Below are 16,275 nucleotides of genomic sequence, written 5' to 3'. Positions count from 1 at the left end.
ATCTCGCTGGCGGGGGCGGCACGTTCGTCTTAGCAGGCGGCTGGTCGGATAGCTCGCGCATAGCCGAGTTTCTTGAGATCGGCCGGTTCGAAACCCGACTGCAAAATGTCGCATCTGTGGCTAATGGAGGTACGAAACCAAGGGCCATGCGGTCCAGATCTGCTGTCGAGCCGCGCAGGGCAATCGGCTGTCGGTATGGTGCCTGAGCGTCGAAGCTCCCGGACCTTAGAGACTTCGTTCGAGCGGAGATCGTCCCCCCGAAGGTGACATTGATCGTGCGCGGTGGTCCCGACTCGGAGGTGAAACTCAAGTCCCATGCCGAACGTGTGCGACGAGCGTTTGTTCTTGACGGCGTTCCCGTCCTAGGCATCTCTCTGTTCGCCGCGTTGGATGACATCGGACCCGCGTCTCTCGACGGGATCCAGGCCGGAAAGTCTCGACATATCGAGTTGTGCATCTTGTGGAGGTCGGGCAGGTATTGGAGGCGGGATTCACGTTGCTGCCGACGTTTGACCGTCCCCACGTGACGCTGCTGCTCGACGCTCTGGATCAAGTCGAGACGTTGTTGAAACTGCTTGGGCCGCCTCAAGAGAACCCCCGGCATGGTGAGATGGGACACCGTGCGAGGAGGCGATCAAGATGATCAACGTTGACATCACCGCCGATCTCAATGCAGAAGATCAGACCGGGTATGTATGGACGTTCCTCGACGAAGCGCGTGATCCATCGATCATCACCCCAGGTGCGCTGGTCATCGCTGGTGACGAAGATGCGCCGGCTGTCGCTGTTGTGGCTGATCTGGTTTCACACCCGAACGGCACGATCGTTCATCTTGATGTGCTGCCGGGCGCGATCGACAGCTACCTTGCGCTAGCTCGGCGTATTGACGCATCTGCATGAGCCTGGAGGCTCGGACAGCGTTGGAGCCTGACGGACTAGGCAGTTGATCTGCTGGGAGATCCGCCGAGTCGCGGGCGGTTTCTCGCCCGCGGCCGCGACCAGCCGCTTGACCAGCAGTGGCGGGTCGCCCCTGGGGTTGCGGATCACCACGATGTCGCCGGTCACCGCGGCGCCGAGCACCGACTCTTGTCGCGTGGTCAGCGGTCAGCCACCTGCGGGGGTGAGGACACCGTCCAGCGCGTCGGGCGTGTGACCGGCGGCCAGCACCGTGCGGGTCTCGTCGACCAGGTCGCCCATCTCATCAGGGAACCCAGCGATCACGGCGATCACCCCGTCAAGCCCGGCGGCCAGCGCGGCGAACTTGGGCGCGAGATCCTTGCACGGCGCACGAGGGAGAGAAGAAGCCGATGAGGGTCCGCTCTCCCAGAGAGGCGGCCGACAGCGTCTCGCCCTCGTTGGTCGTGGTCTCGAACTCGCCCACCACCTCGCCGGCCTCCAGCCCGGTCGCCGGGCTGCCGGTCCGCTCGTACAGGCCGTCGAGCCGCTGCGTGTGATCGCGCAGCCTGCGGATGACACCGAGCATCAGCACCAGATTGAGCACGGTCAACAGGCTGAGGACCAACACTGCCGCCCACAGAGCAAAAACCATCACGATCTACTCATCACGAGCATGCCACCCGGGCGGCGACCATACGGCCACCGAGTTCCTTTAAAATACGCATGAAGCCCTCACTTCCGAGAATGCAGAACGGTGAATTTCGCATTTTCCTAGAATGCGACCCGGGAATGCCTGAAATGCGTTCTTGGCGCCATGCAGGCATGAATCAAGAGCGTTGTAGACGCTGGTTAGATACGCCGCACTCCGCCTCTTTCCGGGGCAGAGCCTGGCCACCGAACTAACCCTGAAGAATAAGAGCGAGCGCCCCCTCACCCCTTTCCGAACGCGGCAGGCTCTTGATCACAACGGAGTCAAGCAGCGGGGCAATCGCCCGTCAAGACCTCCAAAAGGCCAATTATCGGGCCGCCGAAATTCCCCCAGGTCCTTTCGGTGGTACGGCGGTCAACTTCCTTACGGGTGGTGGGTGTCAGACGGTCGACACTCCAGACGGGGAGCGGGTGAGTCGTGGGGAGGCCCCGGCGTAGTGTGGGAGTATGACGATCATCGTTACGGGGGCGTCGGGGCTGCTCGGCGGGCTGTTGACCGAGGCTCTTCAAGGTCAGGGACAGCGGGTTGTCAGGATGGTGCGGCGGCCTCCGGAGGGTGATGAAGAGGCTTATTGGGAGCCTCGGGAGGATGTGATCGATCTTTCGGCGCTCGAAGGGGCCGAGGGGGTCGTCCATCTGGCCGGAGCGCCCATCGCCGACCGGCGGTGGAGTGAGGCGTACAAGCGCGAGCTCGTGCGGAGCCGGGTCGACGGGACTCGTGTGCTCGTCAACGCGCTACGCCAGCTCTCGCGGCCCCCCGAGGTGCTCGTGTCGGCCTCCGGGGTGGACTTCTACGGCGATACCGGGGATCGGGTCATCGATGAGTACCAGGGGAAGGGCACCGGGTTCCTCGCCGACCTGTGCGAGCTCTGGGAAGGTGAGGCCAGGGCCGCCGGGGAGCTCGGGGTCAGGGCCGCGCAGGTGCGTACCGGCCTCGTGCTGAGCGGGCGGGGCGGGGCGCTCGGGCGGATGCTGCCTATCTTCAAGATGGGGCTCGGCGCGCCCCTGGGGAGTGGGAAGCAGTACTGGTCGTGGATATCCGAGGATGATTGGGTGCAGGCCGTACTGCATATCCTGAAAAATCGGGATTTGGTGGGGGCGGTTAATGTGACCGCGCCGAATCCCGTCACCAATGCCGAGTTCACCACCACGCTCGGGAAAGCCCTGCGTAAGGGCACTGTGCCGATGCCCGTTCCGGCCTTCGCGCTGAGCATCGGCCTCGGTGAGTTCGCGCGGGAAGGGCTCTTGCCCAGCCACCGGATTCTGCCCGGAAAACTGTCCGATACCGGCTACAGATTCACCCATAGCCACCTCGACGCGGCGTTCAGCGCCATAATCTAAAGTGCCGTTCGTCCTTTACCATGTGGGAGACATCAACATGACCAGCTCCGGCCAGTCACACATTCTTGCCATCGGCGGTGGATCGTTCCGCCCGACCGAGCGTCACGGCTTTCTGGAGGCGAGCCCGCTGCTGCGCTACGGCCTCGACCTGACCGGCCAGGACCGGCCGAAGCTGGGGCTGGTCGCCACCGCGACGGGGGACAGCGCCGACTGGCTGCTGAAGATGTACGGCGCCTTCGCCGGGTGGGACGTTGAGCTGAGCCATCTGACCGTGTTCCCGATGCCCAATGTCAAGGATCCCCGGGCGTGGATGCTCGAGCAGGACATGATCTATGTCAGCGGCGGCAGCGTGGCCAACCTGGCGGTTCTCTGGCGGTTGCACGGGTTGGACGAGGCGTTCGAGGAAGCGTGGCGGTCCGGTGTGGTGCTGTCCGGGCAGAGCGCGGGCGCGCTGTGCTGGCACGTCGGCGGCAACACCGACTCCTTCGGCCCCGAGCTGAACGTGTGGGCCGACGGCCTGGCCTTCCTGCCCTACTCCTGCGGCGTCCACTACAACTCCGAGCCGCAACGCCGGCCGCTGCTGCACCAGTCGGTGGCCAGCGGGGAGTTGCCCGAGGGCTACGCCGCCGACGAGGGCGTGGCGCTGCACTACGTGGGCACCGAGTTCATCCAGGCCGTAACCACCGATCCAGCCGGATATGCCTACAGGATCGAGCATGACGGGGCCGAAGGGGCAAAGGAGTTCCGGATCGAGCCCCGGCTGCTGACCTCCTGAATTACCCTTGATGCGTGAGGGAACGGCACAATGGACACATGCGCCCCAAGCACGGGGTCGACCCCCACGCATTGGCCATCGTCCGCCTCGGCGTCGACGTCCCCTACGAGCAGGCTTGGCAGTTGCAACGCTGGGTGCACGGCAAGCGAGTCGCCCGTGAGCTGACCGACACGGTCCTGCTCCTGGAGCACGCGCCCGTCTACACAGCCGGCAAGCGCACCGCTCCGCACGAACGTCCCTCTGATGGCACCCCCGTGATCGACGTCGACCGCGGGGGCCGCATCACCTGGCACGGCCCCGGCCAGCTCGTCGCCTACCCGATCATCGAGGTCGGCGACGTGACCCGCTACATCGGCCGGCTCGAAGACACGATGATCCAGATCTGCGCTGACTTCGGCGTCACGGCCAGGCGGGTGCCGGGGTGGGCCGGGGTCTGGGCCGCGGGCGATCCCAGCCTCGGCCTGCCCGACCGTCAGCTCGGCGCGGTCGCCATCCGCGTCTCGCGCGGCGTCACGATGCACGGCTTCGCGCTCAACTGCGCCAACGATCCGCGGTGGTTCAGCCGGATCGTTCCATGCGGCATCCCTGACGTGGGCGTCTCCTCGCTGTCCGCCGAGACGGGCCGACGGATCGTGGTCGATGAGGTTCTGCCGATCGCCGAGAAACGGCTGGCCGAGGCGCTGGGCCTGGAGCCGTACGACCTGCACGAAGAAGACCTCATGCGTATGACCGGACACGGCTAGCCGACCGGTAACCGAAGCGGTGCGGGAATCACGGTGAAATCTGGCATTTGCCTGCTTACGATCGGGCTGTGAAGCGACTCGCGGCTCTGGTCCTCGCGCTCATCGTGCACACACTGACGCTGGCGTTCGTCGTGCTGGGCGGGTGGACGATCGTGGTCAACGCCCAGTTCGCCGCGGCGTGGGCGCTCGGCGGCCTGCTGATCGCCCTCGGGTGGATGCTGCGGCCGCGCCTCGGCCGCCTGCCCGCCGACGCCGAGGTCCTCGATCCCTCCGCGGCCAGGCAGTTGTACGGCATGGCGGACCGGGTGGCCGACCGGATCGGCGTCCGGCGTCCCAAGAAGGTGGCGGTCAGGGATCTGGTCCTGGGCGCCGGCTATTCGCGCAACGGCCTGCTCAGGACACCCGTGCTGGTCATCGGGCTGCCCTCGTGGCTGGCCCTGTCGCCGAGGCAGCGGGTCGCGCTGCTGGCCGGCGCGTACGCGGAGCTGCCGACCGGCGACGAACTCATCGTGAACGGCGCGCTCTCGACGCTGGGCGAATGGCGGGAGGCGCTCCTCGGAGCGGCACCGCTGCGGGTGCGCGAGGAGGCCCAGACGAAGATCGCCTCATCGCTCGGCGCGCTGGGCGCCAGGAGCACCAGCTACGAGGTGGCCGGCTTCCTGGGCCGGATCATCGGGCGGGTGCTCGGTGGCCCGGTGCTGCTCACCGAGTACTGCCTGAAACGGCTGGCCCGCTCCGGCGATGCCCGCAAGCACGAACAGCGGCGGGTCAGAGCCCTGCGGGTCCTCACGGCCGGGCAACTGGCCGAGATCGACGGGCTGCTGGCGAGCGGCAGCTACGTCGCCCCGATGCAGTCGGCCGCGCTGCGCGGCGAGAACGTGACGTCGATCAGGCAGGCCGCGCTGTCCCCCGCGCCGCCGGCCCCCGATGGCTTCCCCGCGCTGCTGACGCCCAACGGCGTCCTCACCGCCGAGCCCGGCTCAGAGCTGCTCGGCTCGGCCGAGTCGGATCGCATCGACGACGAACTGCTCCGCCACTACACCCGCGCGATCCGCAGCCTCGGCCTCGTCATCTGAGGCTGAGGATCATTGGAGGCCGAGGATCATCCGAGGCGCCCGCCCGACAGGCCGCCCTGGGAGTGGGGCAGCGTGCGGCGCGACGTAAGCTGGGGCGGTGACCGTTGCTCCTGAAGGCCGAAAGCTCCTCCGCCTGGAGGTGCGCAACGCCGAAACCCCTATCGAGCGCAAGCCCCCGTGGATCAAGACCAAGCTGAGGACGGGCCCCGAATACACCGAGCTGAAATCGCTCGTGCGCCGGGAGGGCCTGCACACGGTCTGCGAAGAGGCGGGCTGCCCCAATATCTACGAGTGCTGGGAAGACCGCGAGGCGACGTTCCTCATCGGCGGCGACCAGTGCACGCGCCGCTGCGACTTCTGCCAGATCGACACCGGCAAGCCCAAGGAGTACGACAAGGACGAGCCGCGCCGCGTGGCCGAGTCGGTCGAGCAGATGGGCCTGCGCTACGCCACGGTGACCGGTGTGGCCCGCGACGACCTGCCCGACGGCGGTGCCTGGCTCTACGCCGAGACCGCGCGGCAGATCCACGCGCTGCTGCCCGGCTGCGGGGTCGAGCTGCTGGTGCCCGACTTCAACGGCAACCGCGAGCAGCTTGAAGAGGTGTTCTCGGCCAAGCCTGAGGTGTTCGCGCACAATGTCGAGACCGTGCCGCGGATCTTCAAGCGCATCCGGCCCGCGTTCCGCTACGACCGCTCGCTGGGTGTGATCACGATGGCCCGCGAGGCCGGGCTGGTCACCAAGTCCAACCTGATCCTGGGCATGGGCGAGACGCGTGAGGAGGTCGTGGAGGCGATGCGCGACCTGCACGCCGCCGGCACCGACCTGCTGACGATCACCCAATACCTGCGCCCGACGCCCCGCCACCACCCGGTGGAGCGCTGGGTCAAGCCGGAGGAGTTCGTCGAGCTCCAGGCGGAGGCCGAGGCGATCGGCTTCGCGGGCGTGCTGTCGGGCCCGCTCGTCCGCTCCTCCTACCGTGCCGGCCGGCTCTACAAGCAGGCCATCGAGGCCCGCCAGAGCGCCTGAAGCTCCCGGGCCGCGGTCAAGACCGTCTCCGTCAGGAGGCGGTCTTCTTCGTGTCGCGCCGTGCATAGTGACCGCCGGCAGCTCCGGCCGGACCGCGGTACGCACCTCGGAGGCGTCCGCTCGTCCTACGATTCGATAACGGCCGATGACACTTCGGTCACGGTGGCGGTGACCGACCCAGTGCCCTGGCACCAGGCTCGTGGTCTTTGACACGGTGCGGGCAGATCCCGGGCAAACGATCACCGGTCAGCCCCTGCACCTGGGAGAACCCGCCCGCACGATCACGTAGGCCGGGGTCTCACCGTCTCGTCACGGCGCCCGGCCCCGCATCACCGGAGGAGCGTCCCCCTGGACAGAGCCCGGCCCCGGACGGCGACTGGGGCTCACCGTGCTCTGCCGTAAAAGAAAATTGCCCGATTGACCATGGGCGTTTTCGTATCCCGGGCGGTTGGTTTGTATTCTTCGAAGCATGGCAAAGTCCGAGGATCCAGAGAAGCCGGGACGCATCAAGCAGTTCCGCATGATCGCGCAGATCATCAAGCAGGCCAACCCCAAGGGGTTGCCGATCGTCTTCCTTTCGGCGGTCGGCACGCTGGCTGTGGTCGTCGTGATCGGGCTGGTCACGGACTATCTGTGGTATTCGGTGTTCCTCGGCGTGCTCGCCGCGCTCACCGTCGGCCTCGTGGTGTTCGGGCAACTGGCTCAGAAAGCCCAGTATTCGATCCTGCACGGCCAGACCGGCGCCGCCGCCGCGGTGCTGCAGGGGATGCGGGGCAACTGGCAGGTCACTCCGGCCATCGCGGTCAACCGTGACCAGGACCTGATCCACCTCGTGATCGGGTTCCCGGGTGTCGTGCTGGTGTCCGAGGGGCCCGGCAACCGGGTGGCCAAGATGCTCGCGGCCGAGAAGAAGCGCGTCGCGCGGGTGGTGCTGGGCGTCGAGATCTACGACATCCAGTGCGGCGACGGCGAGGGACAGGTGCCGCTGGGCAAGCTCCAGCGCCACATCATGAAACTGCCGCGCAACCTGAAGAAGCCCGCGGTCAACGAGGTGAAGGACCGCCTGCGCTCCCTCCCCAAGAACATGCCGATGCCCAAGGGCCCGATGCCCAGGGGCGCGCGCGTGCCGCGCGGCCCCAAGATGCGCTAGTGCCGTTGAGGAGTGCGCCGATGCTGTCGGACTCGTCGCGGGCCAACCGCGGCTGGTGGGACGGCAACGCCGACGACTACCAGGTCGAACACGGCGAGTTCCTGCGTGACTCCGGCTTCGTCTGGTGCCCCGAGGGCGTCGACGAGGCCGAGGCGCACCTGCTGGGCGAGGTGCGCGGGCGGCGGGTGCTGGAGATGGGCTGCGGCGCGGCACAGTGCGGGCGGTGGCTGGTCGGGCAGGGGGCCGAGGTGGCCGCGTTCGACCTGTCGCACCGGCAGTTGCGCCACTCGCAGCGGATCGACCTCGACACCGGCGTGCACGTCCCCGTGGTGCAGGCCGACGCCGAGGTGCTCCCGTTCGCCGGCGGGTCGTTCGATCTGGCGTGCTCGGCGTTCGGGGCGCTGCCGTTCGTGGCCGATCCGCTGGCCGTGTTCCGGGAGGTGGGCAGGGTGCTCAGGCCGGGGGGCCGGTTCGTGTTCTCGGTCAGCCATCCGATCCGGTGGGCGTTCCCCGATGATCCGGGGCCGCGCGGGCTGACGTCCGACCGGTCCTACTTCGACCGTTCGCCCTATGTCGAGATGGACGAGTACGGTACGCCGACCTACGTCGAGCACCATCGGACGATGGGCGACTGGGTCGGCCTGATCGTCGCCTCGGGGCTGACCGTGACGGGGCTGCTGGAGCCCGAGTGGCCGGCGGGCCATGACCGGGTGTGGGGCGGCTGGAGTCCGCTACGCGGCCAGCACATACCGGGCACCGCCATCTTCAGCTGCGCACGCGCCTGACCGGCCGCGCGACCGGCTGACGCGCCGCGCAACCGCGCAACCCGCCGCGCAACCGCGCAACCCGCCGCGCGACCGCGTGACCGGCCGCCCGGCCACGCGCCCTAGCCGGACGGAGTCAGTCGCGCCCGTACCTGGCCGCCATTGCGTGGAAGGCCGCCTTGGGCTGCCAGCGGGTCGCGTCGAGCATCCTGACCACGCCGTACGCGCCGAGGTCGGCGTCGCCGGGCCGGTTGTAGGAGGCGAAGGTGAACCACAGGGCCGTGTCGACGCCTTCCTGTTCGAAGACATCGAGCAGCTCGTTCAGGTAGCGGACCTGCTCGCCCTCGTCGCGCTCGGAGCCGTCGGGCACGACCCACGCCATGCCCCCGCGCTCCCCCGCCCCCTCGTAGGCGCAGGTGCCGAACTCGGTCACCACGACGGGCTTACCGTGCTTGAAATGGCCGCGCAGCTCCTCCACGAAACTGCCGGCGTTGTACGCGGCACGGTAGGCGTCCACGCCGACCAGATCGAACGGCGTCCAGTCGACGAACTCCCACGGCGCGGAGGCATAGGTGATCCGGCCGCCGAACAGCGGCCTGACCGTCTCGGCGGCCTCCCCGAGGAAGCCGTTGAAGCGGCCCATGATCGTGCCCAGCGACTGCCACCACTCCATGTCGGCCGACATCATCGCCCGCATGCGCTCGTTGTAGTCGGCTCCGGGCATGAACCCTTCGCAGAAGGCGCTGGTCTCGCAGCCGGTGACCAGCACCACCTCGGCGCCGCTCCGCCGTACGGCCTCGGCTCGTTCGGCGCAGTCGGCGTAGAGGGGGATAATCCGTTCCGTCGGCAGGTCGACGGGGAAGGGCGCGAACCAGACCTCCAGCCCGGCAGCGGCGGCCTGCTCGGCCGCCACGCTCAGCCGCACCGGGTCGCCGCCGGAGACGCGTACGGCCGCGCAGTGCAGCTCATCGGCTATCACCCGCATCTCGCGCCCGACCGTCTCGGCGTCGAACGCCGCGCGCGACAGGCTCTCCCCCGGCAGGAACCCCGTGTCATAGTTGATGCCTTTTTTCACGAAATATCCCCTTATTTGTCGGTAAAGCCGTGCGCAAGGAGATCGAAGGCGAGCGCGACGTCGCCCGCCAGCCGACGACCCGCCTCCGCGATGGGCGTCCCCGCGACGAGCCGCTGGAAGAACCCCTCCTGCAGCGTCGTGATCACGGCGGTGATCTGCGCGGCCATGAGCTGATCCAGCAGCTCGCACACCCCGCCCGGCACACCTCGCGCGCCCGCCAGCGCGGCGGCCAGCTCGTAGCGCTGCCCCGCCTGGGTCTGGTGCAGCCCCGCCATCAACGCCGGACTGGCCGAGATCACCCGGATCCGGGTCAGCAGGCCCTCGACGTCGACCTCCCCCAGCCCCTCGGCGGCGAACGCCCGGTAGTGCTCGCGCAGCGCCCCGAGCGGCGTCTGCCCCGGCCGCCGCTCGGTGACGATCTTCGCCGTGTCGTCCTTGACCACGTCGAGGACCAGGCACTCCTTGGTCGGGAAATAGGTGAACAGCGTGACCTTCGCGACCTCGGCCGCCTCGGCGATCTCGTTGACCGTCACGGCCTCGTAGCCGCGCTCGGCGAACATCCGCAGCGCCACCTCGGCGATCCGCCGCCGCGTCTGCTCCTTCTTCTTCTCCCTGAGCCCCGCCATCATCATGAGGGCAGCATAAACCGTACCGGGTTTAAAATCTAACCCGGTACGGTTTTATTGCCCGGCTAGAGACCCTTGCACTGCCCCACCGACGGTCCGGAGACCGTGTTGGGCAGGCCGTTCCCGGTCGGTGCCGGTGAGTTGCCCGCGCAGGTCAGCGGTCCCTTGACCGTACTGGCGGCGATCAGCGGCCCGCTGTCGCCGATCAGCGTGACCGGCCCGCCGACCGTCGACTTCTCCAACGCCAGCTCCTTCACCGAGGTCGCCGTGAGCGGTCCGCCCACGGAGGTGTCCACCAGGACCAGCCGGGCCGCGCCCACCGCCGTGACCGGCCCGCCGATCGTGGCGCCCCGCGCGATCAGCGACGCGCCCTGGCGTACGACGACGGGGCCGGTCACGTCCGCGCCCGCCGCCAGGCAGGTCACGCCGGTGCCGGCCGTGAGCGGTCCGCTGTGGGTGCCGGTGACGGTCTGCGTGCAGGTCGGATCCGGTACTGCCAGCAGCTCCAGCTCGGCCAGCGTGCCGGAGGTGGTGAGGCGGTACTGGGCGTACCGGCCGGGACGGGCGACCTTGAAGGGCCGGGTCTGCTTCGCCTGGTCGAACGCCTGGCCCTCACGCTGGTCGATGACCGTCCAGGTCGTGCCGTCGTAGGAGCCTTCGAGCTGCCACGACAGGGCACCGGCGGCCGCCGAGGTGATGGTGTAGAAGTCCACCTTTTCCCGCGTCCCCGCCTGGAGGGTGATATTTCCGGAAATGGTGGCTTCGGTCAGCGAGGTGTCGTCCGACAGCGCCGCCGGGCCGCCGGTGACCGGGATGTCGCGCATCGGCCGGGGCGTCTCGCCGTCAGGCGTGATCGACTCGGGCGGCTCGCCCCACGTGGATGGCTTGGACCCCATCGCGAAGTCCAGTACGGCCCCGCGAGCCAGCACGTCGTGCGGCAGCGCGGTGGACTTCCACGCCTTGCCGTTCACCTTGAGACCCTGGACGTAGACGTTCTTGGCGCTGTTGGCCGGAGCCTTGATCACCAGGTCCTTGCCGCCGGGCAGGTGCACGGTGGCCTTGGTGAACAGCGGCGAGCCGATCGCGTAGTCCTGGCTGCCGGCCTGCAGCGGGTAGAAGCCGAGGGCGCTGAAGACGTACCAGGCGGACATCTCGCCGTTGTCCTCGTCGCCCGGATAGCCCTGGCCGATCTCGCTGCCCAGGTACAGCCGCGACAGCGCCTCCCTGACCTTGGCCTGCGCCTTCCACGCCTGGCCCGCGTGGTCGTACATGTAGATGATGTGGTGCGAGGGCTGGTTGCTGTGGCCGTACTGGCCCATGCGGACGTCCCTGGCCTCGCGCATCTCGTGGATCACGCCGCCGTACGAGCCGGGGAAGGTGGCCGTCTCCTGGTCGGCGAAGAAGTCGTCGAGCTTCTTGGCCAGGCCGGCGCGCCCGCCGTAGAGGGCGGCGAGTCCGGTGCCGTCCTGGGGTGCGTGGAAGGCCATGTTCCAGCCGTCGGTCTCGGTGTAGTCGTAGCCCCAGACGCGGGGGTCGTAGTCGGCCTTGGTGTGCCGCCACTTGCCCGTGGAGTCGCGGCCCTGGAAGAAGCCCACCTCCGGATCGAACATGTTGACGTAGTTCAGGGCCCTGTTACGGAAATATTCGGACTCTTCCAGATACCTGGCTTTCTCCGCGCCGGTGGCGGTCTTCGCCAGGGACGCGGCCATGGTCGAGATGCCGAAGTCGTTGATATATCCGTCCATGGCCCAGGACAGGCCCTCGCCTACCTCGTTGAGCGCGGTGTACCCGCGGAAGATCGAGGTCTGCAGTCCCTTGCGGCCGACGGCCGAGTTCGCCGGCACGACGGTGGCGTTCTTCACCGCCGCCGCGTACGCCGACCTGGCGTCGAAGCCGCGCACCCCCTTGCTGTAGGCGTCGGCGAAGGCCACGTCCGAGCTGGTGCCGACCATGAGGTCGGCGTAGCCGGGCGAGGACCACCGGGCGATCCAGCCGCCGTCGCGGTACTGCTGGACGAACCCGTCGATCAGCTCGCCCGCCTCGGGCGCGAGCAGCGAGTAGGCGGGCCAGGTGGTCCGGTAGGTGTCCCAGAAGCCGTTGTTGACGTAGATCTTGCCGTCCACGATCTTGGCCCCGGTCTGGGTGGGGGTGTCGGGTCCGGTTCTGGCCGAAACCGGGCTGGCGTACTTGTAGGCGGGGGTGGCGGCCGTGCCGGTGTTCTCGAAGCCCGAGTTCGGATAGAGGAACAGCCGGTACAGGTTCGAGTAGAGGGTGGTGAGCTGGTCGGGCGTGGCGCCCTCGACCTCGACGGTGCCCAGCTTGTCCTCCCAGGCGCGCTGGGCCCGTGCCTTGACCTCGTCGAACGTGCCGTTCTCCAGCTCAAGGTTGCGCTTGGCCTGCTCCACACCGACGAACGAGGTGGCGATGCGCATCGTGACCTGCTTGGCGGAGAAGGCGACATAGCCCGTCACGTTGTCGCGGCCCGCGCCGGTCAGCTTGCCGCCGGCGGTGGGCTGCTGGTCGAAGACCGCGTAGACGTACATCCGGGTGGCGCCCGCCGACAGGCCGCTCCGCGTGTCGGTGAAGCCGGTGACGACGCCCTGGTCGATGGTCAGACCGCCGTTGTTGTTGTAGTTGTCGAAGATCAGGCTGCCGCTGTCGCCGGGGAAGGTGAAGCGGAACACCGCCGCGTGGTCCGCGGGCGCGATCTCCGTACGGATGCCGTTGAGCAGGTCGACCCCGTAGTAGTACGGCTTGGCGGTCTCGCCCGAGTGCAGGAACGGGGTGGCCCTGGCGACCCGGTCGGGGTTCGGCGTGGCCAGCAGCGACGGCATGACCTGGAAGGACTGCCGGTCGCCCATCCAGGGGCTCGGCTCATGGCTGGCGGCGAACGCCTGGATGGTCGGGATGTTGTCGGCGTTGCCGTTGCGGTGGTACTCGTACAGCCACGAGTTCGACCCGGAGCCCGTCATCGGCGTCCAGAAGTTGAACCCGTGCGGCACGGCCGTGGCCGGGAAGTTGTTGCCCCGCGAGAAGCCGCCGGTCGACTGGGTGCCGCGCGTCGTCACCACATGGTCGGCCAGGCTCGCGACCCGCTGCGGCTCGGCGTTGACGAGCGTGATGTCGTCGAGCCAGCCCTTGAACGGCAGCGGCCCGGCCGGCGCGTCGAACGCGACCAGGATGCGCTTGATCCGCTTGCCCTTGGCCACGTCGCCGATGCGGGAGCGCTGGAAGTTCCACTGGTCGGCGTAGAGGGTCTTGGACTCGCCCTGTGCCCGTGGCGTCAGCGTGATGCCGTGCTGGTCCTTGGCCTTCAGATCGCTGAGGTACGTGCCGTCGGCGAAGGCCAGGTCCACGCTCGCGTACGTGCTGGGGTAGCTCAGCGAGGCCCCGGTGAACTCGGGGAACACCACGTACGACAGTTCGGTGTCGGCCGTGACCTCGATGTCCGTTTCGAACACCTTGTTGGCCGAGTGGCCGCCGCCGCTGGTGGTCGTGCTGCCGGAGTAGCGCAGCGCCTTGAGGCCCGTGTAGCCGGCGCGGGGCTTGGCGGTGTAGCCGCTGCCGGGCCCGGGACCGATCAGGCTGCGCATGTCGGAGGGCGGTTTCGGGGCGGTGTCGCCGTCCGAGAGCTGGAGTTCGGCGAGCTGGACGATCGAGCCCGAGCCGATCCGCGTGACGTTGAGCCGGTAGTAGAGGAAGGACTCCGGATGCGCCACGTCGAACTCGCGGGTCTTGAGCCGGGCGTCGAACACCTCTCCGGCCCGCGTGTCCACGGCCGTCCAGGTCTGCCCGTCCGCCGACCCTTCCAGGGCCCAGTCGCCCGGGTCGCGCTGGGGCGCGTCGTTGGCGGAGGCCATGGCGTACCGGGTGACCGCGATGGGCTTTGACAGCTTCACCGACACCCAGCCCGTGCTGGTGAACGCCAGCCACTTGGTGTTGACGTCGCCGTCGAGCAGGTTCTCCTTCACCTCACCCGAGGCGGTGTTCTCGCCGCTGGCGGCGATGTCGACGACCTCGTCGGTGATGTTGCCCGGGATGCCGCCTGTGGTGCTGCCGGTGATCCCCTCGGCCTTCCTGCCCTCGTCCACCGTGTTGAGCCAGGCGGGCTGCGGGTCAGCGGTTTCGAGGGAGGAGTAGAAGAGCGCCCCCGGCGGGGCGGTGCGCACGGCCCCGCGTCTCGCGTTCGGGGACGGCGTCACCTCCTCGATGGGCGTCGGCTGCGTGGGGGCCGCCGACGGCGCGTCCGACGGCAGGGGTGACGGAGGCGGATCGGCCACCGCCACCCCGGATAACCCGGCGAATCCCAGTGCGGCCACGGCCGCCACGACCGCAAGATGTGCTCTCCGCATGTCGCCTCCTGACAACGTTGTCAACAGCAGATCCCGAGAAGACAACGTTGTCAATGAGGCTCACATACGAACGACCATCGTGTTGGAGGCGCGGTCGTGGACTCCCCTGTGGTCGCGATCCCAGATGAGCGCGGGCACGGCCAGGCTGACCAGCAGCGTGCGGATGAGCACGGGCAGCAGCCGCGGATCGCCGCCGTCCAGCGCGGCGACCCTGATGCCCGCGAGCCGGTGCCCGAACGTCTGCCCCATGAGCCCGACGAGCAGCGCGTACTGCACCGCGAACACGACCGCGACCGCCCACGGCGACTCCGCGGGGTTCATCCTCAGCACCAACTGCACGACCACCCAGGTGCAGATCATCCAGTCGATGACCAGCGCGGCGACGCGCCGCCCCCACCCGGCGATCGAGCCGCTCCCCTGCTCGGGCAGGCCGAGGCGTTCGCCCGGGTACCCGAGATCGACCCCGGCCGCCCTGACGCCCCCCAGCCAGGTCTGGGTCCAGCGCGGTTCGTTCCTGCTCATGCCCTCCACGGTATCCGGCCAGGGGGCCGGTCGGGATCGTGACCCAACCGCGCCACAAAGATCACCTTTCTCCCCCATCATGTTCGCCATGACGAACGGGGATGACTTAGACGCGCGCTTCAACGAGCTCATCGCGCAGATCGACGCGGACGAACAGCGCAGGATGCGCGCGGCGGCCACCCGGGGGAGCCGGCCGCCGCGCTCGGACAAGGCCATGCGGCCTCTGGGGCGGGCCGGCCGCGGGCTGCTGGCCACCGTCGCGGTGATCACGGTGATCGCCGCCGCGGGCGCGGTCGTCGCCTTCCGCCCCGACCTGCTGTCTCCTTCGGTACGGCCGGCGGGCCCGGTCCCCGAGGAGACCCAGCCGGTGATGGCCGCCCCGGCGGCGACCGGCGTACAGACCGCGGCCCCGGGAGAGGAGACCGCCGCGGATCCCTTCGCGGGCTCCCCCGCCGAGAAGTACGCCGACGGCGCGGCGGGCTTCGTGATGCCGAAGGCGAAGGCGCTCGGCGGCGTGTCGAAGAAGGAGGTCGCGAAGGCCCTGGACCGCACCCGCGACCTCATGGCCGCGGCCTACCTCGACCACAAGACGCTCATGGGCGGCAAGCCGTCGGCCTTCATGAAGCTGCTCGATCGCGAGCAGCGCGCCTGGTACCGGAAGAACCTGGACCTGCGGAAGAAGGACAAGGACGACTTCGACAGCCGCGGCTGGGTGATCAGCTTCGCCCCGAAGACCGCCCGGCTCTCCACCGACGTCATCAAGGTCAGCGGCAGGACCACTCTGGCCAAGGCCAGGAAATACGGCCGCAGCGGCGCGCTGCTGAAGCTGAACCACCTCGTCGTGTACGCCGTGCACCGCCCGGGACAGCCCGCCACGACGATCCGCCTTGTCGCTCACCCCACCGGCAGCGTGTTCGTCTACCGCGAGGCGGGAGAGCTCGTCCTGCTGCTGGAGAACTGGGGCCACAGCAGCACTCCCGCGCGCTGCGACGTGGACGACGCCTTCATCCACCCCTCCTACGCGGACTCGGCTCCGGACGCGGTGGGAGCGAGCGGTCCACCGTCCGACCCCTACGATCCGCACGAGGAAAAGGGCGGCGAAGAAGACCGTAAGGGCGAGTGTCGCGCTTCGGATCCGACATGAGCCGCTTAACATGTGCGAAACAACCGAGATACCGTTCGGAAACGGCCACGACTTAATGTCGGCCTGATAGTCATG

14 protein-coding genes are annotated in these 16,275 nt (G+C 68.5%); 9 read left to right on the top strand and 5 right to left on the bottom strand.

Translation table 11 applies throughout. The features are described from left to right. The first annotated feature begins 639 nt into the window (after positions 1-639). Positions 640-900: a hypothetical protein gene (locus AB0F17_RS44795; RefSeq protein WP_358036267.1), complete on the top strand. Its 261-nt coding sequence runs from the start codon at positions 640-642 to the stop codon at positions 898-900. Positions 901-1,234: 334 nt separating this feature from the next. Here AB0F17_RS44795 and AB0F17_RS44790 read toward each other — a convergent pair whose 3' ends face one another. Continuing rightward, the gene (locus tag AB0F17_RS44790; RefSeq protein ID WP_358036265.1) at positions 1,235-1,501 is read right to left on the bottom strand and encodes a hypothetical protein; all 267 of its coding nucleotides are present in this window, start codon (positions 1,499-1,501) and stop codon (positions 1,235-1,237) included. Positions 1,502-2,052: 551 nt separating this feature from the next. Here AB0F17_RS44790 and AB0F17_RS44785 point away from each other — a divergent pair. The 7 genes from AB0F17_RS44785 (at position 2,053) to AB0F17_RS44755 (ending at position 8,502) form a co-directional block, all read left to right on the top strand. Further along, positions 2,053-2,946 carry a TIGR01777 family oxidoreductase gene (locus AB0F17_RS44785; RefSeq protein ID WP_358036263.1) on the top strand — a complete coding sequence of 298 codons (894 nt, stop codon included), beginning with the start codon at positions 2,053-2,055 and terminating at the stop codon, positions 2,944-2,946. 37 nt (positions 2,947-2,983) lie between these two features. After that, positions 2,984-3,721: a peptidase E gene (locus AB0F17_RS44780; protein WP_358036261.1), complete on the top strand. Its 738-nt coding sequence runs from the start codon at positions 2,984-2,986 to the stop codon at positions 3,719-3,721. Between the two features lie 38 nt (positions 3,722-3,759). Then, positions 3,760-4,464: a lipoyl(octanoyl) transferase LipB gene (gene lipB / locus AB0F17_RS44775; RefSeq protein WP_358036259.1), complete on the top strand. Its 705-nt coding sequence runs from the start codon at positions 3,760-3,762 to the stop codon at positions 4,462-4,464. Between the two features lie 68 nt (positions 4,465-4,532). Continuing rightward, positions 4,533-5,540 (top strand): hypothetical protein, encoded by a 1,008-nt coding sequence (locus tag AB0F17_RS44770; protein WP_358036257.1) that lies wholly within the window; start codon positions 4,533-4,535, stop codon positions 5,538-5,540. A gap of 97 nt (positions 5,541-5,637) precedes the next feature. Continuing rightward, the gene (lipA, locus tag AB0F17_RS44765) at positions 5,638-6,567 is read left to right on the top strand and encodes a lipoyl synthase (RefSeq protein ID WP_358036255.1); all 930 of its coding nucleotides are present in this window, start codon (positions 5,638-5,640) and stop codon (positions 6,565-6,567) included. A 469-nt stretch (positions 6,568-7,036) separates the two neighbouring features. Further along, the gene (locus AB0F17_RS44760; protein WP_358036253.1) at positions 7,037-7,717 is read left to right on the top strand and encodes a DUF4191 domain-containing protein; all 681 of its coding nucleotides are present in this window, start codon (positions 7,037-7,039) and stop codon (positions 7,715-7,717) included. A gap of 20 nt (positions 7,718-7,737) precedes the next feature. Then, entirely contained in the window at positions 7,738-8,502 is a 765-nt protein-coding gene (locus AB0F17_RS44755; RefSeq protein ID WP_358036251.1) for a methyltransferase domain-containing protein, read from the top strand. Positions 8,503-8,617: 115 nt separating this feature from the next. Here the strand turns inward: AB0F17_RS44755 and AB0F17_RS44750 are convergent, their stop codons facing one another. The 4 genes from AB0F17_RS44750 to AB0F17_RS44735 are packed head-to-tail and all read right to left on the bottom strand — an operon-like array spanning position 8,618 to position 15,056. Next, positions 8,618-9,556, bottom strand: a complete 939-nt coding sequence (locus AB0F17_RS44750) for a hypothetical protein (RefSeq protein ID WP_358036249.1) — start codon at positions 9,554-9,556, stop codon at positions 8,618-8,620. An 11-nt stretch (positions 9,557-9,567) separates the two neighbouring features. Next, a complete protein-coding gene (locus AB0F17_RS44745) occupies positions 9,568-10,188 on the bottom strand; it encodes a helix-turn-helix domain-containing protein (RefSeq protein ID WP_358036247.1) in 621 nt (206 codons plus the stop codon). A gap of 59 nt (positions 10,189-10,247) precedes the next feature. Beyond that, complete coding sequence (locus AB0F17_RS44740; protein WP_358036245.1) at positions 10,248-14,534, bottom strand: GH92 family glycosyl hydrolase; 4,287 nt, start codon at positions 14,532-14,534, stop codon at positions 10,248-10,250. Between the two features lie 60 nt (positions 14,535-14,594). After that, positions 14,595-15,056, bottom strand: coding sequence for an RDD family protein (locus AB0F17_RS44735; protein WP_358036243.1), 462 nt, complete (start codon positions 15,054-15,056; stop codon positions 14,595-14,597). Between the two features lie 88 nt (positions 15,057-15,144). On the opposite strand from AB0F17_RS44735, the gene AB0F17_RS44730 reads away from it, so the two are divergent. Beyond that, positions 15,145-16,200, top strand: a complete 1,056-nt coding sequence (locus AB0F17_RS44730; RefSeq protein ID WP_358036241.1) for a hypothetical protein — start codon at positions 15,145-15,147, stop codon at positions 16,198-16,200. The last annotated feature ends 75 nt before the right edge of the window (positions 16,201-16,275 follow it).

The sequence above is a fragment of the Nonomuraea sp. NPDC026600 genome (assembly GCF_040638335.1).
Classification (GTDB): domain Bacteria; phylum Actinomycetota; class Actinomycetes; order Streptosporangiales; family Streptosporangiaceae; genus Nonomuraea.
Note: the sequence above shows the minus strand (reverse complement) of the source record. Positions and strands in the feature narration are given on the sequence as shown.

Excerpts from the sequence above, each read along its gene's own strand:
- AB0F17_RS44795 (WP_358036267.1), top strand. The coding sequence starts at position 640 with ATGATCAACGTTGACATCACCGCCGATCTCAATGCAGAAGATCAGACC.
- AB0F17_RS44785 (WP_358036263.1), top strand. The coding sequence starts at position 2,053 with ATGACGATCATCGTTACGGGGGCGTCGGGGCTGCTCGGCGGGCTGTTG.
- AB0F17_RS44780 (WP_358036261.1), top strand. The coding sequence starts at position 2,984 with ATGACCAGCTCCGGCCAGTCACACATTCTTGCCATCGGCGGTGGATCG.
- lipB (WP_358036259.1), top strand. The coding sequence starts at position 3,760 with ATGCGCCCCAAGCACGGGGTCGACCCCCACGCATTGGCCATCGTCCGC.
- AB0F17_RS44760 (WP_358036253.1), top strand. The coding sequence starts at position 7,037 with ATGGCAAAGTCCGAGGATCCAGAGAAGCCGGGACGCATCAAGCAGTTC.
- AB0F17_RS44755 (WP_358036251.1), top strand. The coding sequence starts at position 7,738 with ATGCTGTCGGACTCGTCGCGGGCCAACCGCGGCTGGTGGGACGGCAAC.
- AB0F17_RS44745 (WP_358036247.1), bottom strand. The coding sequence starts at position 10,188 with ATGATGATGGCGGGGCTCAGGGAGAAGAAGAAGGAGCAGACGCGGCGG.
- AB0F17_RS44740 (WP_358036245.1), bottom strand. The coding sequence starts at position 14,534 with ATGCGGAGAGCACATCTTGCGGTCGTGGCGGCCGTGGCCGCACTGGGA.
- AB0F17_RS44735 (WP_358036243.1), bottom strand. The coding sequence starts at position 15,056 with ATGAGCAGGAACGAACCGCGCTGGACCCAGACCTGGCTGGGGGGCGTC.
- AB0F17_RS44730 (WP_358036241.1), top strand. The coding sequence starts at position 15,145 with ATGACGAACGGGGATGACTTAGACGCGCGCTTCAACGAGCTCATCGCG.